23 protein-coding genes, 1 tRNA gene and 1 pseudogene are annotated in these 26,288 nt (G+C 71.7%); 22 read left to right on the top strand and 3 right to left on the bottom strand.

Going from position 1 to position 26,288, the window contains the following annotated elements; all coding sequences use genetic code 11:
* Positions 1 to 187 precede the first annotated feature (187 nt).
* The 10 genes and pseudogenes from ACFC8N_RS01995 to obgE all read left to right on the top strand — a co-directional run bounded on the left by ACFC8N_RS01995 (position 188) and on the right by obgE (position 11,797).
* On the top strand, positions 188 to 967 hold the full coding sequence (locus ACFC8N_RS01995; RefSeq protein ID WP_376285488.1) for a hypothetical protein: 780 nt from the start codon (positions 188 to 190) through the stop codon (positions 965 to 967).
* 75 nt (positions 968 to 1,042) lie between these two features.
* A complete protein-coding gene (locus ACFC8N_RS01990) occupies positions 1,043 to 1,318 on the top strand; it encodes a hypothetical protein (protein WP_356022722.1) in 276 nt (91 codons plus the stop codon).
* A 195-nt stretch (positions 1,319 to 1,513) separates the two neighbouring features.
* On the top strand, positions 1,514 to 2,041 hold the full coding sequence (locus ACFC8N_RS01985; protein ID WP_356022719.1) for a peptidylprolyl isomerase: 528 nt from the start codon (positions 1,514 to 1,516) through the stop codon (positions 2,039 to 2,041).
* A gap of 85 nt (positions 2,042 to 2,126) precedes the next feature.
* Positions 2,127 to 2,959 (top strand): annotated as a pseudogene (locus tag ACFC8N_RS01980) (hypothetical protein).
* Positions 2,960 to 3,005: 46 nt separating this feature from the next.
* Complete coding sequence (locus tag ACFC8N_RS01975; RefSeq protein WP_356022715.1) at positions 3,006 to 3,782, top strand: TIGR03936 family radical SAM-associated protein; 777 nt, start codon at positions 3,006 to 3,008, stop codon at positions 3,780 to 3,782.
* Between the two features lie 262 nt (positions 3,783 to 4,044).
* Positions 4,045 to 8,226: an Rne/Rng family ribonuclease gene (locus tag ACFC8N_RS01970; RefSeq protein WP_376285483.1), complete on the top strand. Its 4,182-nt coding sequence runs from the start codon at positions 4,045 to 4,047 to the stop codon at positions 8,224 to 8,226.
* Positions 8,227 to 8,385: 159 nt separating this feature from the next.
* Positions 8,386 to 9,447, top strand: a complete 1,062-nt coding sequence (locus tag ACFC8N_RS01965) for an iron-containing alcohol dehydrogenase family protein (protein ID WP_356022710.1) — start codon at positions 8,386 to 8,388, stop codon at positions 9,445 to 9,447.
* Between the two features lie 189 nt (positions 9,448 to 9,636).
* Positions 9,637 to 9,957: a 50S ribosomal protein L21 gene (gene rplU / locus ACFC8N_RS01960; RefSeq protein ID WP_009188585.1), complete on the top strand. Its 321-nt coding sequence runs from the start codon at positions 9,637 to 9,639 to the stop codon at positions 9,955 to 9,957.
* A gap of 14 nt (positions 9,958 to 9,971) precedes the next feature.
* The gene (gene rpmA / locus ACFC8N_RS01955; RefSeq protein ID WP_071384751.1) at positions 9,972 to 10,226 is read left to right on the top strand and encodes a 50S ribosomal protein L27; all 255 of its coding nucleotides are present in this window, start codon (positions 9,972 to 9,974) and stop codon (positions 10,224 to 10,226) included.
* A 125-nt stretch (positions 10,227 to 10,351) separates the two neighbouring features.
* The gene (gene obgE / locus ACFC8N_RS01950) at positions 10,352 to 11,797 is read left to right on the top strand and encodes a GTPase ObgE (RefSeq protein ID WP_356022708.1); all 1,446 of its coding nucleotides are present in this window, start codon (positions 10,352 to 10,354) and stop codon (positions 11,795 to 11,797) included.
* Positions 11,798 to 11,856: 59 nt separating this feature from the next.
* On the opposite strand, the gene galU is transcribed toward obgE, so the two are convergent.
* Positions 11,857 to 12,801 carry a UTP--glucose-1-phosphate uridylyltransferase GalU gene (gene galU / locus ACFC8N_RS01945; protein WP_376285477.1) on the bottom strand — a complete coding sequence of 315 codons (945 nt, stop codon included), beginning with the start codon at positions 12,799 to 12,801 and terminating at the stop codon, positions 11,857 to 11,859.
* 40 nt (positions 12,802 to 12,841) lie between these two features.
* Entirely contained in the window at positions 12,842 to 15,145 is a 2,304-nt protein-coding gene (locus ACFC8N_RS01940) for a bifunctional glycosyltransferase family 2 protein/CDP-glycerol:glycerophosphate glycerophosphotransferase (protein ID WP_356039531.1), read from the bottom strand.
* Positions 15,146 to 15,683: 538 nt separating this feature from the next.
* Here ACFC8N_RS01940 and proB point away from each other — a divergent pair.
* From proB to ACFC8N_RS01915, 5 genes are all read left to right on the top strand, one after another.
* Positions 15,684 to 16,811, top strand: a complete 1,128-nt coding sequence (gene proB, locus ACFC8N_RS01935) for a glutamate 5-kinase (protein WP_356039534.1) — start codon at positions 15,684 to 15,686, stop codon at positions 16,809 to 16,811.
* Positions 16,812 to 16,978: 167 nt separating this feature from the next.
* Positions 16,979 to 17,404, top strand: coding sequence for a hypothetical protein (locus tag ACFC8N_RS01930; protein ID WP_376285473.1), 426 nt, complete (start codon positions 16,979 to 16,981; stop codon positions 17,402 to 17,404).
* A gap of 105 nt (positions 17,405 to 17,509) precedes the next feature.
* Positions 17,510 to 18,796, top strand: coding sequence for a glutamate-5-semialdehyde dehydrogenase (locus ACFC8N_RS01925; RefSeq protein ID WP_356039540.1), 1,287 nt, complete (start codon positions 17,510 to 17,512; stop codon positions 18,794 to 18,796).
* A gap of 92 nt (positions 18,797 to 18,888) precedes the next feature.
* Complete coding sequence (locus ACFC8N_RS01920; protein ID WP_356039543.1) at positions 18,889 to 19,485, top strand: hypothetical protein; 597 nt, start codon at positions 18,889 to 18,891, stop codon at positions 19,483 to 19,485.
* Between the two features lie 90 nt (positions 19,486 to 19,575).
* On the top strand, positions 19,576 to 20,655 hold the full coding sequence (locus tag ACFC8N_RS01915; RefSeq protein ID WP_376285469.1) for a hypothetical protein: 1,080 nt from the start codon (positions 19,576 to 19,578) through the stop codon (positions 20,653 to 20,655).
* Here ACFC8N_RS01915 and ACFC8N_RS01910 read toward each other — a convergent pair.
* Positions 20,621 to 21,700 (bottom strand): M48 family metallopeptidase, encoded by a 1,080-nt coding sequence (locus ACFC8N_RS01910; RefSeq protein ID WP_376285466.1) that lies wholly within the window; start codon positions 21,698 to 21,700, stop codon positions 20,621 to 20,623. The two genes, ACFC8N_RS01915 and ACFC8N_RS01910, sit on opposite strands and share 35 nt — an antisense overlap.
* Positions 21,701 to 21,802: 102 nt before the next feature.
* Here ACFC8N_RS01910 and ACFC8N_RS01905 point away from each other — a divergent pair, with 102 nt between their 5' ends.
* The 7 genes from ACFC8N_RS01905 to ACFC8N_RS01875 all read left to right on the top strand — a co-directional run bounded on the left by ACFC8N_RS01905 (position 21,803) and on the right by ACFC8N_RS01875 (position 26,101).
* Positions 21,803 to 21,967, top strand: a complete 165-nt coding sequence (locus ACFC8N_RS01905) for a hypothetical protein (RefSeq protein ID WP_356039552.1) — start codon at positions 21,803 to 21,805, stop codon at positions 21,965 to 21,967.
* Positions 21,968 to 22,087: 120 nt separating this feature from the next.
* On the top strand, positions 22,088 to 22,243 hold the full coding sequence (locus ACFC8N_RS01900; protein ID WP_177235161.1) for a hypothetical protein: 156 nt from the start codon (positions 22,088 to 22,090) through the stop codon (positions 22,241 to 22,243).
* A gap of 56 nt (positions 22,244 to 22,299) precedes the next feature.
* Positions 22,300 to 22,926, top strand: coding sequence for a nicotinate-nucleotide adenylyltransferase (nadD, locus tag ACFC8N_RS01895; RefSeq protein WP_356039555.1), 627 nt, complete (start codon positions 22,300 to 22,302; stop codon positions 22,924 to 22,926).
* A gap of 16 nt (positions 22,927 to 22,942) precedes the next feature.
* A complete protein-coding gene (locus tag ACFC8N_RS01890; RefSeq protein WP_376285462.1) occupies positions 22,943 to 24,667 on the top strand; it encodes a LytR C-terminal domain-containing protein in 1,725 nt (574 codons plus the stop codon).
* A gap of 121 nt (positions 24,668 to 24,788) precedes the next feature.
* Positions 24,789 to 25,232, top strand: a complete 444-nt coding sequence (gene rsfS, locus ACFC8N_RS01885) for a ribosome silencing factor (protein WP_356039560.1) — start codon at positions 24,789 to 24,791, stop codon at positions 25,230 to 25,232.
* On the top strand, positions 25,232 to 25,900 hold the full coding sequence (locus ACFC8N_RS01880; RefSeq protein ID WP_356039563.1) for a histidine phosphatase family protein: 669 nt from the start codon (positions 25,232 to 25,234) through the stop codon (positions 25,898 to 25,900). Before rsfS ends, ACFC8N_RS01880 begins: the two co-directional genes overlap by 1 nt.
* A gap of 128 nt (positions 25,901 to 26,028) precedes the next feature.
* Positions 26,029 to 26,101, top strand: a tRNA-Ala gene (locus ACFC8N_RS01875).
* The last annotated feature ends 187 nt before the right edge of the window (positions 26,102 to 26,288 follow it).

Here is a 26,288-nt window from a genome sequence, read left to right as displayed (position 1 = left end):
AGAGGGCAGCGACCGTGGACTTCGAAGTGGGGTGAGGGAATTCGCTCCCGGCTCCGATGCGATGTCCGCGTGCTACTCAGGAGTACCGCTGCTGACGGTGCCGTGCGAGTACCGCACCGACTGCACGCGTGACCGCATTGAATGCAATGGATTTCCCCTTTTCAGGTATCGAAGGGCCGAGGGTTTCATGCGCAAGCTTCACAGGGCCGCGCTCGTTCTAGCAGCGGCAGGTGGTCTGTCCGCCATCGGTGCCGGCGTCAGCCATGCCGACTCCCCTGTCGGATATGGATACGGATACGGCGGTCCCGCTCCGGCACCGGCTCCCGAGCAGCCGGTACCGCAGTACGCCCCTCCGGCACCTGCTCCACAGCCGGCACCGCAGTACGCCGCTCCGCCGCCCCAACAGGCCGGCTACGCCGCCGCCTCGGGCACGTCGCGGGGCATGGCACAGGTCACTCCCCCGCCGTACCCGCAGCAGTACGCGCCTCCACCGCAGTACGTGCCGCAGCCGGCGCCGCAGTACGCCCCTCCGCCGCCCCAGCAGACCGGCTACGCCGTCGCCTCGGCATCGTCGCAGGGGGCGGCGCAGGCCAACACCTCGCCGTACCCGCAGCCGCAGTACGCCCCGCAGCCGCAGTACGCGCCTCCGCAGCCGCAGTACGCCCCGCCCCAGCAGTACGCGCCTCCGCAGCAGTACGCGCCCGCACAGCCTGCTCCGCAGGTCGTGCCCCAGGTCATGCCCCAGGTGATGCCGCAGGTCACCCCGAAGCTGGGCATGCCCGAGGGGGGCCCGACGGACGGCCCGACGCGTGTCACCCCGCAGGTGAACCCCCAGGTGAACCCGCAGGTGAACCCGCTCGTCAACCCGCTGGTCGGGGCGCCGAGCGTGCCCGAGCTGTCCCCGGTCGGCCTCGGCCAGGTCGCGGCACCTCCCGTCGGCCAGCTGGGGCTTCCGCAACTCGGCTGACCGCCGCCCGCAATCGTCCGCAATCCCGACTCTCGACCCTGTTGCAGATCCATCTGCCCGACCAACGGAGAACCAATGCGCAAGTTCCAGAGGGCCGTCCTCGTGGGTGCCGTCCTCGGCAGCGTCGCCTCGTTCGGCGGCGCCTCCGCCTACGCACACGGCGAGTCCGACCGTGACTTCGACGTCACGCAGAACACCGAGTGCCGCTCGCACGACATGAACGTCGAACTGCTCGGCAACGTCAGCGCCCTCACCGGCGTGCTGGCCAACGCGCTGAACGGCGAAGGCAACCCGGGTGCGCAGCAGAGCCACCTCGGCTCGGACATGGGCTGCAACAACCAGGCCTTCTGACAGCCCGTACCCCGGCCACCGCGCAGAGCCCCTTCCCCGCCCGGGAAGGGGCTCGCCGCTGTCCGTGCCCGCGACCGGGCACACGACCCCCTGTCACTCGTTCGGCGGTAATGCCGCAGCCCGCGCGGCCAACCGGGCATACGGCACCCAGGGTCGTGTCACGATCACGTGACGATCAGTCAGAGAGGTGTGACGGTGGCAGAGCAGCTGTACGCGACGTTGAAGACCAATCAGGGCGACATCGAGATCCGGCTCTTTCCGGACCACGCGCCGAAGACGGTGAAGAACTTCGTCGAGCTGGCGCGGGGCGAGCGGGAGTGGGTCCATCCCGAGACGGGTGCGAAGACCACGGACCGGCTCTACGACGGCACGATCTTCCACCGGGTCATCGAAGGCTTCATGATCCAGGGCGGTGACCCGCTGGGCAACGGCACGGGCGGGCCGGGGTACGAGTTCGCCGACGAGTGTCATCCCGACCTCGCCTTCACCAAGCCCTACCTGATGGCCATGGCCAACGCCGGGCCGGGGACGAACGGTTCCCAGTTCTTCATCACGGTGGGCCCGACCACGTGGCTCACCGGCAAGCACACCATCTTCGGCGAGGTGGCCAACGAGGCCGGCAAGAAGGTGGTCGACGCCATCGCGGGGGCGCAGACCAACCCGCGCACCGACCGGCCCGTGAACGACGTCGTCATCGAGTCCGTCGTCGTCGAGACCCGCTGACCGGTCCGGACGGCCGTCGCGGTCGTGACGGCATCGCAGTCCGGGAGGAGGATCCGGGCCGGCGGGCCGGGGCGTCGTGACGGGTATGGAACCGCAGAAGCCGTCGCCCGGGCCCCGGCAGCCCGAAGGGTGTCTCGTCGTCGCGATCCGGATCCCGGTCCGGATCGTCGTCCTCGTCCTGGTCGTACCGGTGCGGGTGGTGTGGGACGCGCTCGTCGTCGTCGGGCGGTTTGCGCTGGACACGCTGCTGCGGCCGCTCGGGCGCGCGCCGGCGTGAGTGGGGCGGGTGCTGTTCGTCCTGCCGGTCGTCGGGCTGTGCGGTATGTCCTGGTGCCAGTGGGCGGCGCGCTCGGGTGGCTCGGGCGCGTGCTCGTCGTCGTACCGGCCTTGTGGCTGCACCGGTCGGTGCTCACGCCCCTCGGGTACGGGCTCGCCCTGCTGGGGCGGTGTCTGCTCGCCGTGCCCGCGCGGTGGCTGTACACCCGGGTCCTCGCCCCCGTCGTCGGCGCCGTCGGCCGCGTCCTCGCCGTCGTGGCGCGGGAGGCGGGGGAGGCCTTCACGCACGCGTGGCGGGTCGCGGGGCGGATGTCGCGGGCCGTGGGGCGGGGGCTCGGGGCGGTCCTGCGGTGGATCCTCGTCGAACCCGTGCGCCGGGTGTACCGGAGTCTCCTCGCGCCCGTCGGGCGCCTCGTCCGCGACGCCGTCCTGCGGCCCGCCGCCCAGGGCGCGCGTGCGGCGGGGCGGGCCGTCCGCGGGGCGCCGGCCGGCGCGCGGGACACGGTGCGGCAGGTCCGCGCCGACGTACGGCGGGTACTGCTCGGCGAGCCCCGGCAGCAGGTCGCGGTGGACCGGCGGGAACCTCGGGGGCTCGCTGCACGTAGTCTTGGTAGCAGTACGACCGCTCTCACGAAGGACTAGGACACTGGGCAAGCGACAGCCCGAAGGCCCGCCGCCCGCACCCGCGGTGCAGCGCATTCGACTGCGCTACACCAAGCGCGGCCGCCTGAGGTTCACCAGCCACCGAGACTTCCAGCGCGCCTTCGAGCGTGCGCTGCGCCGCGCCGAGGTGCCCATGGCGTACTCGGCGGGGTTCACGCCGCACCCCAAGGTGTCGTACGCCAATGCCGCACCCACCGGCACGGGCAGCGAGGCGGAGTACCTGGAGATCGCGCTCACACAGGCGCGTGACCCGCAGACGCTGCGCGTCCTCCTCGACGAGTCGCTGCCCGCCGGGCTCGACGTCGTCGACGCGGTCGAGGCGCGGACCTCGGGCCTCGCCGACCGGCTGACAGCCTCCGTCTGGGAGCTGCGGCTGGACGGCGTGGACCCCGTCGACGCCGAGCGCGCGGTCGAGGCCTTCACCAAGGCCGAGACCGTCGAGGTGCAGCGCACGACCAAGAACGGCGTCCGCACCTTCGACGCCCGCCCGGCCGTGGTGAGTCTGGAAACGCACAGTTCACCGGCTGATAGGCCGACCGACCAGCCCTGTGCGATACTGCGGCTGGTTGTTCGGCACGTGACGCCTGCCGTACGACCCGACGACGTCCTGTCCGGTCTCCGCGCCGTGGCCGACCTGGCGCCGCCGGTCCCCGCAGCGGTGACCAGGCTGGCGCAGGGGCTGTTCGATGAAGAGACCGGCACGGTGACCGACCCGCTCGCGCCCGACCGCGAGGCAGCCGAGGCCCTGACGGCCAGACCGGCTGCCGCCGCGACGGCGCCGACGCCGGAAGGTTCCGTGTAGGGACGGACGTCGTAGCGCCGCCCTCGTACTCGGGAGCCACCTGGGTCGGGCAGCGCACCGACCAGAAGACTTTCGCCAGGCCGTACCGACAAGGCGTACGGAACCGGCGAGACAGGACACAGAGTGCTCCCGTGCGGCGCCCGCGCCCCGGACGGCGGCCATCGCGCATCGCGCGGGCCGCGGACGTCAACGGCGGACGGCCCTTCGAGGCCGGCGCCGGACCAGGTGCGGCGCCCGGGAGCCTGACGGGAGAAACGCCCGCATGCTCGAACCGACTGAGCCCGTTGAGGGCTCCGAACCGAACACCCCGAGCGACACCCTGCCGCCGCGCAGGCGTCGCCGTGCCGCCTCCCGCCCGGCGGGCCCGCCCGCCGCGGCCCGGGCAGCCACCGAGGTGACCCTGCCGGCCATACCGGCCGATGAGGACATCGAGGACACCGAGGACATCGAGGAAGCCGCGGCACTGATCGTCGCCGAAGGCGACGACACGGCCGTCGAGGCCGAGGAGACCGCCGAGGCGCCGGCCGCCGCGCGTCCGCGCCGTCGGGCCACGCGCCGCGCGTCCGCTCCCGCCGGGGCACCGGCGGCCGCCGAGGCCGTAGCACCGGCCGCGCCCGCCGCCGCGGAGACCGAGCGGCCCGCCGCCGTGGCCGAGGCCGGCGAGGTCGTCGTCGGCGAGGACGCCGCACCGCGCCGCACCCGCCGCCGGGCGACCCGCACCGTTTCCGCACCGACCGCCGTCGAGACCGTCCAGACCGCCGAGCCCGCTGCCGCCGAGGCGGTCGCCGAGCCCGCCGTCGAGGAGGCTCCGGCCGCCGCGCGTCCGCGCCGTCGCGCCGCACGCCGCGCCTCCGCGCCCGCCGGTGCCCCGACGGCCGCCGAGGAGACGCCGGCCGTCGCCGAGGCCGAGCCCGCCCCGCAGGAGAACCTGCCGGAGAGCGCCGTGGTCGAGGCCCCCGCCGCCGTCGAGGAGGCTCCGGCCGCCGCGCGTCCGCGCCGTCGCGCCACGCGCCGCGCCTCGGCGCCCGCCGGTGCCCCCGCGCAGGAGGAGACCGCCGAGGCCACGGTGAGCGAGGAGGCTCCGGCCGCCGCTCCCGCCGAGGAGGCCGCTGCCGAGGAGGCCGCCCCGCGCCGCACCCGTCGGCGTGCCACCCGCCGGGTGTCCGCGCCCGACGGTGCCCCCGCGCACGAGGAGGCCGCCGTGGCCGAGGAAGCCCCCGCCCCCGCTGCCGAGGAAGCCGCGCAGGCTCCGGCCGAGGAAGCCGCTCCGCGGCGTGCCCGGCGTCGGGCCGTACGCGCCGCGTCGGGGTTCTCCGCGTCCGCGCGGTCCGCGAAGGCCGAGGTCACCGAGGCGGCCGAGCCCGCGGAGTCCACCGAGTCCTCCGAGTCGTCTGCGATCCGCTCTTCGCGCAGGCCCGCCCGTCCCGCCGTCGCCGTGTTCCAGGCGCCGGTGTTCGCCGAGCCGAGGTTCCAGACCCCGCAGCGCGCCGCCGCCGAGGCCGCGGCCGAGGCCGCCGGGGCAGAGGAGCCCGAGGAGGCCGACGAGTACACCGAGGAGCGCCCCGAGGCCGGTGCGCGCCGCCGCCGGCGCCGTCGGGGTGCCGCCGAGGAGCCGCAGGCCGTCGAGGCCGCTGCCACCGTCGAGGAGACGGAGGAGACGGCCGCCGAGGCCGCCGGACCCGCCGAGGATCTCGGTGAGATCGAGGGCGAGGAGGCCGACGAGACCGAGGGCGCCGAGGGCTTCGAGGAGTCCGGCTCCCGTCGCCGCCGCCGTCGGGGCGGCCGCCGCCGCCGTCGCGGTGAGGCCGCCGACGGCGAGGGCGCCGAGGCCGACGAACTGGCCGCCGAGCAGGCCGAGCAGGACGCCGAGGACACCGCCGAGCAGGAGGAAGAGGACGCCGAGGAGGCTCGTGGCGACGAGGCCGGCGGTTCCAGCTCCAGCCGCCGTCGCCGTCGCCGCCGTCGCCGCGCCGGTGACACCGGTACCGACGCCGAGCCCGGCGAGGGCGACCCGGAGCGTACGGTCGTCAAGGTCCGCGAGCCGCGCAAGCCGAGCGAGCCGTCCGACGAGGTGCAGTCCATCAAGGGCTCGACGCGTCTGGAGGCCAAGAAGCAGCGCCGCCGCGAAGGCCGTGAGCAGGGCCGCCGGCGCGTTCCGATCATCACCGAGGCCGAGTTCCTGGCCCGCCGCGAGGCCGTCGAGCGCGTGATGGTCGTGCGCCAGTACGGCGAGCGCACCCAGATCGGCGTGCTTGAGGACGGCGTGCTCGTCGAGCACTACGTCAACAAGGAGCAGTCGACCTCGTACGTCGGCAACGTGTACCTGGGCAAGGTGCAGAACGTGCTGCCGTCGATGGAGGCCGCCTTCATCGACATCGGCAAGGGCCGCAACGCCGTGCTCTACGCCGGTGAGGTCAACTTCGAGGCGCTGGGCATGGCGGGCGGCCCCCGCCGCATCGAGTCCGCCCTCAAGTCCGGCCAGTCCGTCCTCGTTCAGGTCACCAAGGACCCGATCGGGCACAAGGGCGCGCGTCTGACCAGCCAGGTCTCGCTCCCCGGCCGCTACCTCGTGTACGTCCCCGAGGGCTCGATGACCGGCATCAGCCGCAAGCTGCCCGACACCGAGCGGGCCCGGCTGAAGACCATCCTCAAGAAGATCGTCCCCGAGGACGCGGGCGTCATCGTGCGCACCGCCGCCGAGGGCGCGAGCGAGGACGAGCTGCGCCGCGACGTCGAGCGGCTCCAGGCGCAGTGGGAGGACATCCAGAAGAAGGCGAAGAACGGCAACGCCCCGACGCTGCTGTACGGCGAGCCGGACATGACCGTCCGGGTCGTGCGTGACATCTTCAACGAGGACTTCTCCAAGGTCATCGTCAGCGGCGCCGACGCCTGGGAGACGATCCACGGGTACGTCTCGCACGTCGCGCCGGATCTGGCGGGCCGGCTCTCGAAGTGGACCTCCGAGGTCGACGTCTTCGCCACCTACCGGATCGACGAGCAGCTCGCCAAGGCGCTGGACCGCAAGGTCTGGCTGCCGAGCGGTGGTTCGCTGGTGATCGACAAGACCGAGGCGATGGTCGTGGTCGACGTCAACACCGGCAAGTTCACCGGCCAGGGCGGCAACCTCGAAGAGACCGTGACCAGGAACAACCTGGAGGCGGCCGAGGAGATCGTGCGTCAGCTGCGGCTGCGCGACCTGGGCGGCATCGTCGTCATCGACTTCATCGACATGGTGCTGGAGTCCAACCGGGACCTGGTGCTGCGGCGCCTGCTGGAGTGCCTGGGCCGGGACCGTACGAAGCACCAGGTCGCCGAGGTGACCTCGCTGGGCCTGGTCCAGATGACCCGCAAGCGCGTCGGCCAGGGCCTGCTGGAGTCCTTCTCCGAGACCTGCGTCCACTGCAACGGCCGCGGTGTCATCGTGCACATGGAGCAGCCGAGCGTGTCCGCCGGCGGCGGTGGCGGCAAGCGCAAGAAGCGCGGCAAGGGCGGTGAGGTGCACGAGCACGCGGCCGCGGAGCACGTGCACGAGATCGCGGCCGTGGCCGTGGAGACCGGCGAGGCCGTCGAGCCCGAGGTGGCGGAGAGCGCCGCCGAGGTCGCTGCCGAGGCCGCCGAGCCGGTCGCCCTGCCCGCGCCCGAGTTCGCGCCGGACGAGGAGCTGTACAGCAGCGTCGCCGAGGCGGAGGCGGCGGCCACCCGTGGCCGTTCGCGGCGCCGGGCGAGCCGTCGTGCGTCGGCTCCGGCGGGCGCGCCCCGGGCGGAGAGGGCCGAGAAGGCCCAGCGGTCCGAGAAGGCCGAGCCGGTCGAGGAGGCCCCCGCGGCCGCCGAGGTGCCGGTCGTCGAGGTGCCCGCTGCCGAGCCGGTCGTCGAGGAGCTCGCCGTCCCGGAGCCGCAGGCCGAGGCCGTCGAGGAGGCCGCGCCCAAGGGCCGTACGCGCCGTCGCGCGACCCGCAAGGTGTCCGCGCCGGCCGGTTCCCCGGCCGGGACCGAGGAGACCGTGGTGACGGTGTCCGAGACCGTGGCCGTGGCAGAGGCGCCGGTGGCCCGGCCCGAGGCCGAGGCCGCCTCGTCGGCCCCGGTCGAGGAGGCGCCCGCCGAGAGCGCCGCCCCCGCCCGCCCGCGCCGGCGTGCCGTGCGCAAGGCCACCGCGCCGACCGCGTCCGAGGAGGCGGCCGTCGTGGTCGTCCCGTCGGCGACGGAGGCCGCGGAGGCGCCCGAGGCCGAGGCCCCGGTCGAGGAGGCGGCTCCGGCCAAGAAGGCGGCCCGCAAGACCGCCAAGAAGGCCCCGGCGAAGAAGGCGGCGGCCAAGAAGACCGCGGCGAAGAAGACGGCCGCGAAGAAGACGGCGGCCAAGAAGACCACGGCCAAGAAGGCGGTCAAGACGGCCGCCGCGAAGTCGACGGCGAAGAAGACCACCACGGTCGCCACCGCCGACGACTGATCAGTCGCCGTACCAGGTGTGGCCCTGTCCGTTCGCAGACAGGGCCACACCTGTGTTTCCGCCTGTTCTGCTGCGGGTCCCGTGAGACGGACGTGAGACGAAGGAGAGAACCCCGATGATCGGCAACCACGACGACCTGGCCGGGGGGCGGGGGATCGCGTGCCAGTACTGACCCGGCTGACGCCTTCGCCGGTCGTCGTGGACATCCGTCCGGGTGCCCTGGACGACTTGGGGGCCGTGCTCGCCGACGAGCGCATCGCGCAGTCCGGCCGGCTCGCCGTCGCCGTCAGCAGCGGCTCCGGCGTCAGGCTGCGCGAGCGCATCGCCCCCTCGTTGCCCGGCGCCGCCTGGTTCGAGGTGGGCGGCGGCACCCTGGACGACGCGATCCGGCTGGCCGCCGAGATGAAGTCCGGCGCGTACGAGGCGGTCGTGGGCATCGGCGGTGGCAAGGTCATCGACTGCGCGAAGTACTCCGCGGCGCGCATCGGGCTGCCCATGGTCGCCGTCGCCACCAACCTCTCGCACGACGGCATCTGCTCGCCCGTCTCCAACCTGGACAACGACGCGGGCCGCGGCTCGTACGGCGTGCCCGCACCGATCGCCCTCCTCATCGACCTCGCGGTGATACGGGAGGCTCCGATCCGGTTCGTGCGCTCGGGCATCGGCGAGGCCCTGTCCAACATCTCCGCGGTCGCGGACTGGGAGCTGGCCCACCGGGTCACCGGCGAGAAGCTCGACGGTCTGGCCGTGGCCATGGCCCGCCAGGCCGGTGAGGCCGTGCTGCGCCACCCGGGAGGATGCGGTGCCGACGGCTTCCTGACGGTGCTGGCCGAAGGGCTGGCGCTGTCGGGCATCGCCATGTCGATCGCCGGGCACACCCGCCCCTGCTCCGGCGCCTGCCACGAGATCAGCCACGCGCTCGACCATCTGTATCCGCACCGGGCGGCGAACCACGGCGAGCAGGTGGGCGTCGGCGCCGCCTTCGCGACGCACCTGCGGGGCGAGCCCGGCATGGCCCGGCTGATGGCCGAGGTGCTGCGCCGGCACGGTCTGCCGGTGGTGGCGGAGGAGCTCGGCTTCAGCGACGAGGAGTTCGTCCGGGCCGTCGGGTTCGCCCCGGAGACCCGGCCCGGCCGGTACACGATCCTGGAGCATCTCGCGCTGTCGCCGAGCGGCATCAGGACGGCGTACGCCGAGTACGTCAGCGCGGTCACGGGCTGATCGAGCCGTCCAGTTTGACCCCCACAGCCCGGCCCCGTAACCTTGACCGTCGGCGTGTCACTGAGCGCGCCACATCCCCGTAAACCTCATCCTCCCGGGCGCAGTGCGGGCCGGGAGAGGTCGCCCGTGTGTTGTCGGGCGGCTGGCCTGCGGGGGTGCCGGTTCTGAACGAGCGAAAGAGAGATCCGCGTGTACGCCATCGTGCGCAGCGGTGGTCGCCAGCACAAGGTTGCTGTCGGCGACATCGTTGAGGTTGACAAGATTTCCACCGCCAAGGTTGGCGACACGGTCGAGCTCTCGACCCTGCTCGTTGTCGACGGCGACGCCGTGACCAGCGACCCGTGGGTGCTGGCCGGCATCAAGGTTCAGGCCGAGGTCGTGGACCACCACAAGGGCCAGAAGATCGACATTCTGCGCTACAAGAACAAGACCGGCTACCGCCGTCGGCAGGGCCACCGCCAGCAGTACACGGCGATCAAGGTCACGTCGATCCCCACGGCTGCGAAGTAAGGGACTGAGGAGACATGGCACACAAGAAGGGCGCATCGTCCACCCGGAACGGTCGCGACTCCAATGCCCAGCGGCTCGGCGTGAAGCGCTTCGGCGGTCAGGTCGTGAACGCTGGTGAGATCCTGGTCCGCCAGCGCGGCACCCACTTCCACCCCGGCGCCGGTGTCGGCCGTGGCGGCGACGACACGCTGTTCGCCCTCGAGGCCGGTGCGGTGGAGTTCGGTACCCACCGCGGCCGCAAGGTCGTGAACATCGTTCCGGTCGCCTGAATCGCCTGATTCAGCGCCGAACGCTTCACTTCGCGAGGCGGACCTCACTTCCCGGTCGGGAAGGCGGGTCCGCCTTTCGCGTGTTGACATAGGTAATACCCGTGAGTTTCTGGAGGCACTGAACCATGACCACCTTCGTGGACCGCGTCGAACTGCATGTCGCCGCGGGTAACGGAGGCCACGGCTGTGCCTCCGTCCACCGCGAGAAGTTCAAGCCGCTCGGCGGCCCGGACGGCGGCAACGGCGGACGTGGCGGTGACGTCATCCTCACCGTCGACCAGTCCGTGACCACCCTGCTCGACTACCACCACTCGCCGCACCGCAAGGCCACCAACGGCAAGCCCGGCGAGGGCGGCAACCGGTCCGGCAAGGACGGCCAGGACCTGGTCCTGCCCGTGCCCGACGGGACCGTCGTCCTCGACAAGGCCGGCAATGTCCTCGCCGACCTGATCGGACACGGGACGTCGTACATCGCCGCGCAGGGCGGCCGCGGCGGGCTCGGCAACGCGGCGCTGGCCTCCGCCCGCCGCAAGGCCCCCGGCTTCGCGCTGCTCGGCGAGCCCGGTGACCTGCGGGACGTCGTCCTGGAGCTGAAGACCGTCGCCGACGTGGCCCTCGTCGGCTATCCGAGCGCCGGCAAGTCCTCGCTGATCTCCGTGCTCAGCGCGGCCAAGCCGAAGATCGCCGACTACCCCTTCACGACCCTCGTGCCCAACCTCGGTGTGGTGACGGCCGGTTCGACCGTCTACACCATCGCCGACGTGCCCGGTCTGATCCCGGGCGCCAGCCAGGGCAAGGGCCTCGGCCTGGAGTTCCTGCGGCACGTGGAGCGGTGCAGCGTGCTGGTGCACGTGCTGGACACCGCGACCCTGGAGTCCGACCGTGACCCGGTCTCCGACCTCGACATCATCGAGGAGGAGCTGCGCCAGTACGGCGGGCTCGACAACCGGCCCCGGATCGTCGTCCTGAACAAGGTCGACGTGCCCGACGGCAAGGACCTCGCCGAGATGGTCCGCCCCGACCTGGAGGCCCGCGGCTACCGCGTCTTCGAGGTGTCGGCCGTCGCCCACATCGGGCTGCGCGAGCTGTCCTTCGGGCTCGGTGAGCTGGTCGCCCAGGCGCGTGCCGCGAAGCCGAAGGAGGAGGCGACGCGGATCGTCATCCGGCCCCAGGCCGTGGACGACGCGGGCTTCACCGTCACGCGCGAGGAGGTCGGCGGCGAGCTGCTGTTCCGGGTGCGCGGCGACAAGCCCGAGCGCTGGGTCCGCCAGACCGACTTCAACAACGACGAGGCCGTCGGCTACCTCGCCGACCGCCTCAACCGCCTCGGTGTGGAGGAGGAGTTGATGAAGGCGGGCGCCCGGAACGGCGACGGCGTCGCCATCGGCCCCGAGGAGAACGCGGTCGTCTTCGACTGGGAGCCGACGGTCATGGCCGGCGCGGAGATGCTGGGCCGCCGCGGCGAGGACCACCGCTTCGACGCACAGCGGCCCGCGGCGCAGCGCCGCAGGGACAAGCAGGCGGAGCGGGACGAGGCCGGCCGGGAGTTCGACGACTTCGAGCCGTTCTAGGCGGCAGGCGCACAAGAGGGCGGGCCCGGAGGTTTCCTCCGGGCCCGCCCTCTTGTGTTTCAGACGTCAGCTTCCGCGTCCGTCAGCTCCTCGGCTACGTAACCGCGAAGCCAGGTCCGGAAGTCCGGGCCCAGGTCTTCACGTTCGCACGCGAGTCTGACGATGGCACGCAGATAGTCGCCGCGGTCGCCGGTGTCGTAGCGTCGGCCCTGGAAGACGACGCCGTGCACCGGTCCGCCGGCCTTCCCCGCGGCGGTAGCCGCTGATGAATGCGTCTGGGCGAGTTGCTGGAGGGCGTCGGTGAGCTGGATCTCGCCGCCGCGGCCCGGCTCGGTCCGGCGGAGTATGTCGAAGATGTGCGGGTCGAGGACGTAGCGGCCGATGACCGCGTAGTGCGACGGGGCGTCCGCCGGGTCCGGCTTCTCGACCAGTCCGGTCACCTTCACGACGTCGGTGTCGGCGGTGGCCTCCACGGCCGCGCAGCCGTAGAGGTGGATCTGCTCGGGAGCGACCTCCATGAGGGCGATCACGCTGCCGCCGTGCTGTTCCTGGATCTCGATCATGCGCTGGAGCAGCGGGTCGCGGGGGTCGATCAGGTCGTCGCCGAGGAGGACGGCGAAGGGCTCGTGGCCGACGTGCGGGGCGGCGCACAGGACGGCGTGGCCCAGGCCCTTGGGGTCGCCCTGGCGGACGTAGTGCATGGTCGCCAGGTCGCTGGACTCCTGGACCTTGGCGAGCCGGCCGGCGTCGCCCTTCTTCTGAAGGGCCGATTCCAGCTCGTAGTTGCGGTCGAAGTGGTCCTCCAGGGGACGCTTGTTGCGTCCGGTGACCATGAGCACGTCGTCGAGACCCGCCGCCACGGCCTCCTCGACCACGTACTGGATCGCCGGCTTGTCGACGACCGGCAGCATCTCCTTGGGAGTGGCCTTGGTGGCCGGCAGGAACCGCGTACCGAGGCCTGCCGCAGGGATGACGGCCTTGGAGATGGAGGGGCGGGAAACCACGTGGTGCTCGTCTCTCTCGTTCTGTACGTCAGGCCGTGCGTCAGGCGCCGATGAGGCCACGCTCTGCGGTCGGCTGCCGCGGAATGCGCGCCTTGGCGACGACGCCCGGCGCGGGAGCCGGAGTCCGCTCGTCCAGGGGCAGCACCGCGGGACCCCGGTCCTGGCCGAGGAACAGCCGGCGCACGACGCGCTCCGCCGCGTTGCCGTCGTCGAACTGCACGAACCGCTCGCGGAACGCGGCCCGCAGCTCGGCGGCCTCGGCGCTGTTCCAGGCGCCGGAGCGGAAGACCGAGATCAGCTCGTCCTCCGTGGTGGCGGTCGCGCCCGGGGTCTCGCCCGGCTGCCCGGAGAGAATGTCGAAGTAGACACCGCGGGCCTTGCGGTAGACCTCCCAGTCGTCCGCGTAGCTGACGATCGGGCGGTCGAGGCACGCGTAGTCGAACATGATGGACGAGTAGTCCGTGATCAGGGCGTCGGCGGCCAGGCAGAGGTCCTCGACCACCGGGTACCTCGACACGTCCTTGATCAGCCCGCGCTCCTGGAGGGCCGCCAGCCGGGGGTCGGCACCGTAGAAGTAGTGGGTGCGCACCAGGACGACATGGTCGGGCCCGAGCTCGCGGCAGAAGCGCTCCAGGTCGATGCGGGGCACGTAGCCCTTCTGGTAGTCGCGCACCGTCGGGCAGTAGAGGATGGCGGTCTTGCCGTCCTCGATGCCGAGTTCACGGCGGATCCGCGTGACGTCCTCGGCGGTGGCCCGGAAGTAGACGTCGTTGCGCGGGTATCCGAACTCGACGGCCTCGAACGCGCAGGGGTACACCCGCTCCCAGATCTCCGTGGAGTGCTGGTTGGAGGTGAGGCTGAGGTCCCACTTGTCGGCCCGCTCCAGCATCTTGGCGAAGCTCATGTTCTTGGCCGCCGCCGGGTACTTCTGCTGGTCGATGCCCATCTGCTTCAGCGGGGTGCCGTGGTGGGTCTGGAGGAAGACCTGCTCGGGCCGCTTGACGATGTTGTTCGGGAAGTTGACGTTGTTGACGAGGTACTTGGCCCGGGCCATGACCTCCCAGTAGCGCGGCGAGTTGGCCACCACGTAGTCGACGCCCTCGGGGACGGTGTCCACCGCGTCGCGCTTCACGACCCACACTCCGTGGACGTTCGGGGCCAGCTCCTTCGCCTTCTCGTAGACGGCTCCCGGGTTGCAGGCGACACCGCGGTTCCAGTAGGCCGCGTAGACGGCGAGGTTCTCGTCGACCGGGCGGCGCAGGTGCAGCTGGTACAGCCGGTTGTAGGCGGTCTTGCCGAGCTTGGTCTTGACCTTGGTGGCCCGCTGGATCACCTGGCGACGGGTGTTGCTCGCGGCCATCACCGTCGCGTACGCCGTGTAGGAGCCGCGCTCCAGCAGCTGGAACCTGGTGCCCTGCGTGCCCTCGGGGAGGACGAGGCCCTTCGGCTTGAAGCGCTTGTAGTCGGCGGCCGCCAGCTTGAAGAACTCCGCGCGGTCCTTGGGGACGATGCGGTCCTCACGGGCCAGGGTGAACAGGTAGTGGCTGGCGGCGCGCTCGAACAGCAGGGCCCGCACGGGCTCCAGGTGGGGGCGCTCGTCGAGGAACGCGAAGAGCCGCTGGTACTGCTCGAAGATCCCGAAGTGCTTGCGTCCGGGCGTGCGCATGGAGTTGCCCTGGCGGCGCTGGCGGTACTCGACGCAGACGTGGTCGGTGGCGGCGATGCGCTCCGCGGTCAGCATGGTCTTGTAGACCATGAGGGCGTCTTCGTAGATGCCGTCGGTGAAGGTGAAGCGGTGGTCGTCGACGTAGAACTCGCGGCGGTAGGCGCGGTTCCACACCACGGCGAACATGCCGAGGTACTCGGGACGCTCCAGTGCCGTGAAGACGTCCGTGCCGGCCGCGGCGAGCAGTTCGCCGGCCGCGCTCGCCTGCACACGGTTGTTCCAGTACGTGCGGACGTGGTTGAGCAGGAGGATGTCGGGGTTGTCCGTGACGGCCAGCCGGTCGGCCATCGCCTGGAGAGCGCCGTCGGCGAGGGTGTCGTCGCTGTCGAGGAACAGGATGTACTCGCCGCGTGCCTTCAGCGCGCCGGCGTCACGCGCCTTGCCTATGCCCTGGTTCTCCGCCAGGTGCACGGGTATGACGCGCTCGTCCAGGGCGGCGTATTCGTCGAGTATGCGGCCGCAGGAGTCGGGGGAGTGGTCGTCGATCGCGACGATCTCGAAGTCCTCGAACGACTGGGAGAGAATGGAATCCAAGCATGCGCGCAGATATCCCTGAACTTTGTAGACAGGGACGACCACGCTTATTTTGGGCGAAGTGTTTCCATTCGCGAGGGGCATGCTTGGGGCTCCTGGACTGTCGATCAGACTCACCCGCGTCCCGCTGCTGACATGCGGCGCGGGTGGCGAGAGGCACAAGGAGTGCAAGGTTAAGGTTGGTTTAAGCCTATCCTAACGTCACTCGTGAGACGTTCTTACCACAGCCCGTCCGCCGCTGGTCAGCGGGGATGTGGCAGGACTCACCCCCGACTCCGGGCCTGCGGTCAAGGTGTGCGAGCCCCTCCAAAGGTAAGAAGAGGAAAAGAGGCGCTGTCCGTATTTTTGGCGCGCAAACAGGACATTCCATGCCGGAAATGGTTCGGCGGAGAAGTGCGGGCTTCGTGACGCGCGCCCGCTCTTTTTGACCGCTTGTGGCCGATATTCAGTGAGGGGGGCGCGGGATTCGTGATGCGCGCCCGGCGGGCGGGCGCGCGAGCCGGGTACGCGAGCCGGGCACGCGGACCCGCGCGTCCGCAGAGCGGACCTGCGCGATGCCCCCTCTCCTCTTCGCGTAGATTTTGGCTGCGAAGCCGACCTACGCGAGGGGACAGTCAGCACCGTGGCAAGGGCAAGGCAGGCCGTACGCGAGGCCCGCAGGATCGTCGTCAAGGTGGGCTCCTCCTCCCTGACCACCGCCGTCGGCGGCCTCGACGCCGACCGCGTCGACGCGCTGGTCGACGTGCTGGCCAAGATCCGCAGCGGCGGGGAGCGGGAGATCGTCCTGGTCTCCTCCGGTGCCATCGCCGCGGGCCTCGCCCCGCTCGGCCTGCGCCGCCGCCCCAAGGACCTGGCCCGCCAGCAGGCCGCCGCCAGCGTCGGCCAGGGCCTGCTCGTCGCCCGCTACACCGCCTCCTTCGCCCGCTACGGCGTCCGCGTCGGCCAGGTCCTGCTCACGTCCGACGACATGAGCCGCCGCGCCCACCACCGCAACGCCTCCCGCACCCTCGACAAGCTGCTCGCCATGGGTGCCTTCCCGATCGTCAACGAGAACGACACCGTGGCCACCGACGAGATCCGCTTCGGCGACAACGACCGCCTCGCCGCCCTCGTCGCCCACCTCGTCCACGCCGACCTGCTCGTCCTGCTCTCCGACGTCGACGGCGTCTACGACGGCGACCCCGGCAAGCCCGGCACCTCGCGGATAGCGGAGGTGACGGGTCCCGAGGACCTCGCGGGCGTGGACGTCGGCAGCACGGGCAAGGCCGGGGTCGGCACCGGCGGCATGGTCACCAAGGTCGAGGCCGCCCGGATCGCCGCCGCCGCCGGCATCCCCGTCGTCCTCACCAGCGCCGTGCACGCGGCGGACGCGCTCAGCGGCGGCGACACCGGCACCTACTTCCACCCCACCGGCAAGCGCTCCGGCGGCCGGCTGCTGTGGCTCCAGCACGCCTCCACCCCGCAGGGCGCGCTGACCCTCGACGACGGCGCCGTCGAGGCCGTCGTCAAGGGCCGCAAGTCGCTGCTGCCCGCCGGAATCGCCTCCGTGGAGGGCGAGTTCAGCGCCGGCGACCCCGTCGAACTGCGCGACGCGGCCGGCCGCGCGGTGGCCCGGGGCCTCGTCAACTTCGACGCCAAGGAGATCCCCCGGCTGATCGGGCGCTCGACCCACGAGCTGGCCCGCGAACTGGGCCCGGCGTACGAACGCGAGGTCGTACACAGGGACGACCTGGTGCTCCTGCACCTCTGACAGTCGCAAGACCGCTCGTAAAACAGGGCGTACGGCACGCCCCCGGTGGGGGACGTTCCGTAAAACCACCACGCGGAGCCCTGCGGCCTGCTCAACTTTGTCTCGGGGGCATGTTGGCAGGACACGCCTTCCGTCAAGGGGCCGAGCGAGCCATGAAGGAGGCCGTCGTGAGACGAGTGCGCCCTGGGGCGACGTCGCGCGGTGCTCTGACGAGCGTCGTGGCCGGGGACACCTACGAGGAGCCGAAAGACCTGCCCCGGCTGTGGCACGTCACCCTCAGCGTCTCCGGGGACACCGTTCCCCTGTCCGATCTGCGCCGGGCCCTGGAACAGCTGGCCCATGACCACCCCTTCCTCCTGACCAGCAGATACGCGACCGATCACGCCGAGATCCGGTACTGGGAGGAGGCCCGCGACCTGCACGACGCCGCGGCCGTCGCCCTGCGCCTGTGGGGCGAGCACCGGCAGAGCGCCGGACTGCCCGCGTGGGAGATCGTCGGCCTGGAGGTCATCGACCGCGAGACCTACCACCACCGCATCGCCGAGGGCTACGGCCCGTCGCCCGCGACACCCGTAGGGGTCCACCCCTTCTGATCCCACCCCTTTTGATCCCGTGCGTTCTGGTCCCGTACGGGGGGTTTCGTCTCGGGGTGTGGGACGTGCTCCGGAGGCGTACGCGGCGCGCACTACCCTTCCCTCATGACCACGCTCTCGCCGTACGACTCGATGTCCCCGGTCACCCAGGCCGCCTACCGGGCCAAGGCCGCGGCCGCGGACCTCGCGCCGCTGCCGCGCGCCGTGAAGGACGACGCGCTGCTCGCCATCGCCGACGCGCTGGAGGTACGGACCGCCGAGATCGTCGAGGCCAACGCCAAGGACGTGGCCAGGGCGCGGGAGAACGGCACCAGCGAGTCCGTCGTGGACCGGCTCACCCTCACTCCCGCGCGGGTCCGCGCCATCGCCTCCGACGTCCGCGACGTCGCGAAGCTGCCCGACCCGGTCGGCGAGGTCGTCCGCGGCTCCACCCTCCCCAACGGCATCGACCTGCGCCAGGTCCGCGTCCCGCTCGGCGTCGTCGGCATCATCTACGAGGCCCGCCCGAACGTCACCGTCGACGCCGCCGTCCTGTGCCTGAAGTCCGGCAACGCCGTCCTGCTGCGGGGCTCCGCGTCCGCGTACGAGTCGAACACGGCGCTGGTGCGGGTGCTGCGCGACGCCGTGGGCGGCGCCGGGCTGCCCGCCGACGCCGTGCAGCTGGTGCCGGGCGAGAGCCGGGACTCCGTGCGCGAGCTGATGCGCGCCCGCGGCCTGGTCGACGTCCTCATCCCGCGCGGCGGCGCCTCCCTGATCCAGACCGTGGTCAGCGAGTCCACCGTCCCCGTCATCGAGACCGGCACCGGCAACTGCCACGTCTACGTCGACGCGGCCGCGGACATCGACATGGCGATCGACATCCTGATCAACTCCAAGGCCCAGCGGGTCAGCGTCTGCAACGCCGCCGAGACCCTCCTGGTCCACCAGGACATCGCCGCCGAGTTCCTGCCGCGCGCCCTGGACGCCCTCGCCGAGGCCGGTGTCACCGTGCACGCCGACGAGCGCGTGCTGGCCCACGCCAAGGACTCCAAGGCGACCGTCGTCGAGGCCGTGGCCGAGGACTGGGAGACCGAGTACCTCTCGTACGACATCGCCGCCGCGGTCGTCGACTCCCTCGACAAGGCCGTCGAGCACATCCGGCTGTGGACCTCCGGCCACACCGAGGCGATCGTCACCACCTCCCAGCAGGCCGCGCGCCGCTTCACCCAGCTGGTCGACTCCACCACCGTCGCCGTGAACGCCTCCACCCGGTTCACCGACGGCGGCCAGTTCGGCTTCGGCGCCGAGATCGGCATCTCCACCCAGAAGCTGCACGCCCGCGGCCCGATGGGCCTGCCCGAGCTGACCAGCACGAAGTACATCGTCACCGGCGACGGCCACGTACGCCCCTGAGAATCACCCGTTCGGCCGTACGTCCGGGGATCCGGGCGGGCGGCCGAAAGGCGTCTCACCAGTCAGACGAATTTCCCTACCGTCTGCCCAAATTGACCCCTCAGGTCTACTCTGGACGTGTGCCGGAGGACGTGGGGGGCACGCCGTTCCCTGACGGCTGGGAGCCCGACGACGACCACGACCGCGGGGTGTCGGACGAAGAGTTCGCCTCCGTGGTCTTCGACGAGGCCTTCGTGCAGGCGGCCACGGTCCATGAACCGACCGCCGTGGAGCGCCTCCTCGCCGCCGCGCAGGCGAGAGCCGAGGCCTCCGAGGCGGAGGCCCGCCGTGCCCGCGCCCGCGGCGAGCGCTACGACGACACGTACGCCCCCGAGGGCACCGATCCGGGCCAAGATCGCGACGACGACCTGGACGACCTCTACGTCCTCGACGACGGCGACGGCCCCTTCGGCGCCCACGGCAGACAGGTCCGCTGGCACCGCCCCGTGGCCTGGGTGCTCGCCGTCGTGATGGGCATAGGCATGGTCGCCCTCGCCTTCGCCGCGGTCTACCGCGGCGGCTCCTCCGGCGCCCGCGACCGGGTGCCCGCCCCCGCCTCGACCGGTGTGGAACAGGGCGGCGCCGCCGCGCCCTCCGTCTCCGCCGACACCGGCCAGCCGGTCGCCTCGGCCACGCCGCGCACCCCCTGAGCGCACCCGCCCGCCCCTTGGTGAGAACCTGTCAGAAGTTGTCGTGTACCAGGGCGTTTACCTGAGGCCCCTGCGACCTACCCTGAAGGTATGGGCGGGCCAGGAGACCCACCGGAGGGGACACCCGAGGGCGGCCCCGCAGGTGGCGAGGACGAGTACCGACCCGTCGTGTTCGACGAGTCGTTCGTCCGCGCTGCCCGCCTCCAGGAGTACTCCGCCGAGGAGCGGATGGCCGACCACACGCCGGCCGTACGCCGCCGCCCGCCCCTGCACCGCGGCCTGCACCGGCAGTTGCTGGTCCTCGTCGTGCTGTTCGCCGTCGCCATGGGCACCGCCGTCTACATGAGCGTGCGCCATCCCTACGGCTCCCCGCAGGTCCGGCGCTCCGCCGAACCCCTGCGGACCACGGTGATCCCGCTCGCCCCGACGGCCGAGGTGCCCGGCGGGGCCGACGCCGAGAGCCTGTACGCGCACAGCCCCGCCGCCCAGTTCGAGGTCGGCGCCGAGGGGATCCCGCTGCCGGTCGCGCGCGGCACCGTCCACTTCTCCGACAGCCAGGTGGTCACCGCGCTCACCAGCGCCAAGGACTACATCGTGCGCTCCGCGCTCTACCCCGAGGTGCTGACCGGCCGTCAGAGCGCCCCCGCCCGGGCCCTTGTCGACGCCGACCAGCTCGACCAGTTCGACCAGAGCTTCGCCCGTCCGGCGGCCGACGGGCGGCACGCCGCCACCGGCTGGGTGGTCCGCTTCGACCCCGCCCGCACCCAGCTCGCCGACGACCGGATCCGGGTCCAGGGCGACCTCCAGGCCGTCGAGGCCGACGCGGACACGCTGGAGGTCACCGCCGACCACACCCTGGTCTACGCACTGCGGCCCACCGGCGCCCCGGCCGGTGCGCGGGCCTCCCTGTTCACCGTGCGCCGCGAGCTGACCTTCAGCTTCACCCGCGACGACCTGCGCACCCACCAGGTCCAGCTGCTCACGTCGTACGTCCAGGCGGGTCCCCTCGCCTGCGCCGAGGACTCCTCGGCGTACCTGCGGCCGCTGCTGGCCGGGCAGACGGCCCGCAGCGGGGGCCCGGCGGGCACCGACCCGTTCGCCACGGACAGCCCGGCGGCGCTGTGCGGGACCCTGGCTACTCCTCGTCCGTCGGCCCCTCCTGCGCCGTAGGCGGGCCGCTCTTGAAGCCGTCGAAGCCGCGCCGCACCCGGCCGCCCAGGTCGCCCGCGCCGCCCGCGAGGTCCGAGACCAGCTTCATCAGCGGGTCCTTGGAGGTCTTGACGTCGCTCGCGTAGGCGGCCGCCGACTCGCGGAAGGAGTCGCTGACCGAGGTGTCCTTGTCCTCGTCGCGGTGTGCGTAGTGGCCGTCCATGATCCGCTGGAAGTCCCGGGACTCGGACCACTTCTTCAGCTCGGCCGCCCGCACGGCGGCGAAGGGGTGCGAGCGGGGCAGCACGTTCAGGATCTTCAGCACCGAGTCGCGCAGGTCGCCCGCGGCGTCGTACTCCTCGGCCTGCTCCAGGAAGGCGTCCACGTTCATCTCGTGCAGGTGGTTGCCGCCCGCGATCTTCATCAGGCCGCGCATCGAGGCCTGTGCGTCCTGGCCCACCAGCAGACCCGCGCGGTCGGCGGACAGCTCCGACTTGCGGAACCACTCCCGCAGGGCGGTGATGATCGCCATGATCGCGAAGTTGCCCAGCGGGATCCAGGCGACCTTCAGGGCGAGGTTGGTCAGGAAGAGCAGGATCGTGCGGTACACGGAGTGGCCGGACAGGGCGTGGCCCACCTCGTGGCCGACGACCGCGCGCATCTCCTCCTCGTCGAGGAGCTCCACGAGGCCCGTCGTGACCACGATGATCGGCTCGTCCAGGCCGATGCACATGGCGTTCGGCTGCGGGTCCTGGTTGACGTACATCGGCGGGACCTTCTCCAGGTCCAGGATGTAACAGGCGTCCAGCAGCATGTCGTGCAGATGCCGGAACTGCCGCTCGGAGACGCGGACCGAGTCGGACAGGAACAGCAGCCTCAGGCTCCGCTCGGGCAGCAGCCCGCTGAGCGCCTTGAAGACCGTGTCGAATCCGCTCAGCTTGCGCAGCGCGACCAGGGCCGAGCGGTCGGCCGGATGCTCGTAGGCACGCGAGGAGATCCCCGGGAAGCGCCTGCGCTGCCTGCTCGGCACGCGCTCGTGCCCGGTCTGCTGGCCGTCGTCGGACATGTCGTCCCCCAAGTGCGTGTGAGTGCCCACTGTGCCCCCGAGGCAGGGCCCAGCCTAGGCGGAGATACCGTGGACGGGCAGTACAGCCGAAGGAGTCCACCGATGGATCACCACCCCGCAGCCGCCTGGCTGACCGAGGCCGCCACCAGCGCCGTCCAGCAGCACGGGTCCGGGAATCTGCTCCGCGTCGTTCTGGTCGTGATGGTCCTGGGCTGCGCGCTGACCGCCTGGTTCCTGCTCAGGGGCTACAAGCGCAAGGACGACTGAGCGGCGGCGAAAGTTCCCCGCCGGGCCCCAACGGCGGAGTCGGCGTGATCGTCGCCGGACCGCCCGCATACGATGAGCCGACATCTTTATCCCGCCCACACGCGTTAGGTCCTGCCGAAGATGAGCCTTCACAGCGCCGCAGCCCAGATGGTCACCCTCGCCGAAGCCGAGGGCGGCCACCACAACAGCCTCAACCCGGCCATCACCGGCGGCAGCGCCTTCGTCATCCTGCTGCTCCTGCTGTGGATCACCACGCGGTTCAACCGCGACCGCTGAGCCGGAACCCCGTCCCCGGCGGGACCTTCGAGGCCGGGCCGGTAGGGTCTGCACGCATGGGAGAGCAGGACATGCCTACCGGCCCCGTGCACACGGGCAAGCGACGCCTGGGCGTCATGGGCGGGACGTTTGACCCGATCCACCACGGACACCTGGTGGCGGCCAGCGAGGTCGCCGCGCAGTTCCAGCTGGACGAGGTGGTGTTCGTGCCCACCGGCCAGCCGTGGCAGAAGTCCCACCGCAAGGTCTCCCCGGCCGAGGACCGCTACCTGATGACGGTCATCGCGACCGCCGAGAACCCCCAGTTCTCCGTCAGCCGCATCGACATCGACCGCGGCGGTCCGACCTACACCGTGGACACCCTGCGCGATCTCAGGGCCCTCAACCCCGACACCGACCTGTTCTTCATCACCGGTGCCGACGCGCTCGCCCAGCTGCTGACCTGGCACGACAGCGAGGAGCTGTTCTCCCTCGCGCACTTCATCGGCGTCACCCGGCCCGGCCACCACCTGACCGACCCCGGCCTTCCCGAGGGCGGCGCCTCGCTGGTCGAGGTTCCCGCGCTCGCCATCTCCTCCACAGACTGCCGTGCGAGAGTCGCGAAGGGAGACCCCATCTGGTACATGGTGCCGGACGGAGTCGTGCGCTACATCGCCAAGCGCGAGCTGTACCGCGGCGAGTGAGCCGAGAGGGGCACCGGTGAACGACCGATACGACACGGGCAATGGCGGCTACGGCGCCGACCCGTACGAGATCGTCGGCTACGACGAGTACGGCCGGCCCGTCTACCAGCAGGTCCCGGCACAGCAGGCCCAGCACACCCAGCAGCCCGGCTACGACCCGTACGCCCAGCACCAGGGCTACGGCTACGACCCCTACGCCACCGGCCAGCAGCCGCCCGTGCCCTCCTACGACTCGGGGCAGCAGCCGGCGTACGACCCCTATGCCGCCCAGAACCCGTACGACCCGTACGGGACCGGCACCCAGCAGGTGCCCGGCTACGACCCGTACGGGCAGGGCGCGGCTGGCGGGCAGCAGCCCCGGGCCGCCGGACAGACCGCCCACATCCCGCACCAGCCCGGCCCGGCACAGGGGCCGGGGGAGCCGGGGGAGCGGCACTCGGAGACCCGGGACGGGGTCGAACGGGACTACCGCACCGAGCAGTTCGCGTTCGTCGAGGACCCGGAGGGTGACTCCGAGGACGTCATCGACTGGCTGAACTTCACCGAGAACCGCACCGAACGCCGCGAGGAGGCCAGGCGCCGCGCCCGCGGCCGGCTGATCGCCTTGGTCGTCGTCCTCGCCCTGGTCGCCGTCGGCGGTGTCGGCTACCTCTGGTACGCCGGAAAGCTGCCCGGCCTGTCCTCCGCGGCCGCCAAGCCCGGCGCGGCCACGCCCGTCGGAGCCCAGAAGCGCGACGTGATCGTCGTCCACCTGCACAACACCGACAAGGGCGGCACGTCCACGGCGCTGCTGGTCGACAACACCACCACCAAGCAGGGCAGCACCGTGCTGCTGCCCAACAACCTCGCCCTGAGCGACGACTCGGGCGCCACCACGACGCTCGCCAAGTCGGTGGACGGCGACGGCTCCTCCGGCACCCGCGACCAGCTCGGCACCGTCCTCGGCACGAACATCCAGGCCACCTGGCGCCTCGACACCCCCTACCTGCAGAACCTGGTCGACCTGGTCGGCAACATCGACATCGACACCAACGCCGACGTGCCCGACCCGAGCTCGAAGAAGGCCGGCGCCGAGCCGCTCGTCCACAAGGGCAGCCAGCAGACGCTCAGCGGCAAGACGGCCGTCGCCTACGCCACCTACCGTGCCCCGGGGGAGAACGAGAACGCCCAGCTGGAGCGGTTCGGACAGGTCATGCAGGGCACGCTGCGCAAGCTGTCGTCCGACCCGTCGGCGGCGATCACCACGGTGCAGACCCTGGCGCAGATCCTCGACCCGCCGCTCACCGACAAGGACCTCGGCACCTTCCTCGCCAAGCTCTCCGACCTCGCCAAGAGCGGTGCCTACAAGACCGCCCTGCTGCCCGTGCAGACCGACGGCACACTGAGCGCGAAGACCAGCGACGGCGTGGTGAAGGACATCCTCGGCGGCACCGCGAAGAGCCCCGACGCCGGCTCCGCGATCCGGGTCTCCGTGCAGAACGCCACCGGTGTGAAGGACGACACGGAGAAGGCCCGCGTGGTGCTCCTCAACGGCGGCTTCACGTTCCTGGAGGGCGGCAGCGCCACCGGCACCCAGGCCGTCTCGAAGGTGCTCTACTCGGACGCCTCCCACAAGCAGAACGCCACCGAGGTCGCCAAGACCCTCGGCCTGCCGAGCGGCGCCGTGGCCAAGGGCACGGTCTCCTCGGGCGCCGACGTCTCGGTCGTACTCGGCCAGGACTACCGACCGTCCGCCTCCTGACCGTCCGCCTCCTGGCCGCCTCCCGGCCGGGGCACCCTGCGCGACCCTTTAATCACGTGGGGTGCCCCGGGCGGTCCGTGAGACCCTTGAGGGCAAACGACCGCCGACGGAAAGCCATGTAGTGACCGCCACCGACCGTTCCCTTGAGCTCATCCACACCGCCGCCCAGGCGGCGGCCGACAAGCTCGCCCACGACGTCATCGCCTACGACGTCAGCGACGTGCTGTCGATCACGGACGCCTTCCTGCTGGCCTCCGCGCCGAACGACCGCCAGGTCAAGGCCATCGTCGACGAGATCGAGGAGCGCCTGCAGAAGGAACTCGGCGCCAAGCCGGTGCGCCGCGAGGGCGACCGCGACTCCCGCTGGATCCTGCTCGACTACGTCGACATCGTCGTCCACGTCCAGCACAGCGAGGAGCGGGTCTTCTACGCCCTGGAGCGGCTGTGGAAGGACTGCCCCGAGCTGGAGCTGCCCGCCGACGCCAAGGCCACCCGCGGCAAGGCCGAGGAGCACGCGAAGCAGCAGGCCGCCGAGGCCGACCAGGGGCCGGGCGGGGAGTGGTGATGAGCGCCACCGGCGAGGTCACCGACCGCAAGGGCCGCGGCCGCCGCATCATCCTGTGGCGGCACGGCCAGACCGCGTGGAACGTCGAGCGCCGCTTCCAGGGCAGCACGGACGTCGCGCTGACCGAGACCGGCGTCGGCCAGGCCCGCCGCGCCGCCCGGCTGCTGGCCTCCCTGGGCCCGGACGCGATCGTCTCGTCCGACCTCCAGCGGGCGGCGCACACGGCCGCCGAGCTGGCCGCCCTCACCGGCCTCGACATCACGCGCGAGGAGGGCCTGCGCGAGACGTACGCGGGCGTGTGGCAGGGGCTGACGCACGAGGAGATCATCGCCCGCCACGGCGCGGAGTACGCCGCGTGGAAGCGCGGCGAGCCGGTCCGCCGCGGCGGCGGTGAGCTGGAGACCGAGGTCGCCGACCGGGCCGCCCCCGTCGTGCTGCGGCATGCCGAGAAGCTGCCCGAGGACGGCACGCTCGTCGTCGTCAGCCACGGCGGCACCATCCGCACCACCATCGGCCGGCTCCTCGGGCTCGCGGCCCGGGACTGGGAGAGCCTCGGCGGTCTGTCCAACTGCTGCTGGTCCGTGCTGGGCGAGGGCGCCCGCGGCTGGCGCCTGCTGGAGCACAACGCCGGCACCCTCCCGGAGCCCGTCCTCGGCGACGACGACTGACCCGCCGGCCGACCCGCCGGGGCTCGCGCACCCCGGATTTCACTTTCCGGCAGGTCACAGGCTAGAGTTCTTCTTGTTCGCCCCGCCGAGCGGGAAGCGAAACATCATGCGGCTCCGCCGCGTGACAAGGGGCTATAGCTCAGTTGGTAGAGCGCCTGCATGGCATGCAGGAGGTCAGGAGTTCAATTCTCCTTAGCTCCACTGATCGACACTCTGTCGAGTGTCAGAGATCGGTGAGAAGATCCCGTCCCCTGAGGGGGCGGGATCTTCTGTTTGTCGGCGGCGGCCTTTGAGTCGCTCGGGGTCCCGTGCTCGTATACCCCTCCGGAGGCGTTCCCGTGGCAGAATCAAACGGCCGGAAGGGGGCGCGGCCCGACGGGAGGGAGTA

It is taken from the genome of Streptomyces sp. NPDC055966, from assembly GCF_042269865.1.
Taxonomy (GTDB): domain Bacteria; phylum Actinomycetota; class Actinomycetes; order Streptomycetales; family Streptomycetaceae; genus Streptomyces.
The sequence above is the reverse complement of the archived record's forward strand: the minus strand, read 5'-3'. Positions and strand labels throughout refer to the sequence as shown.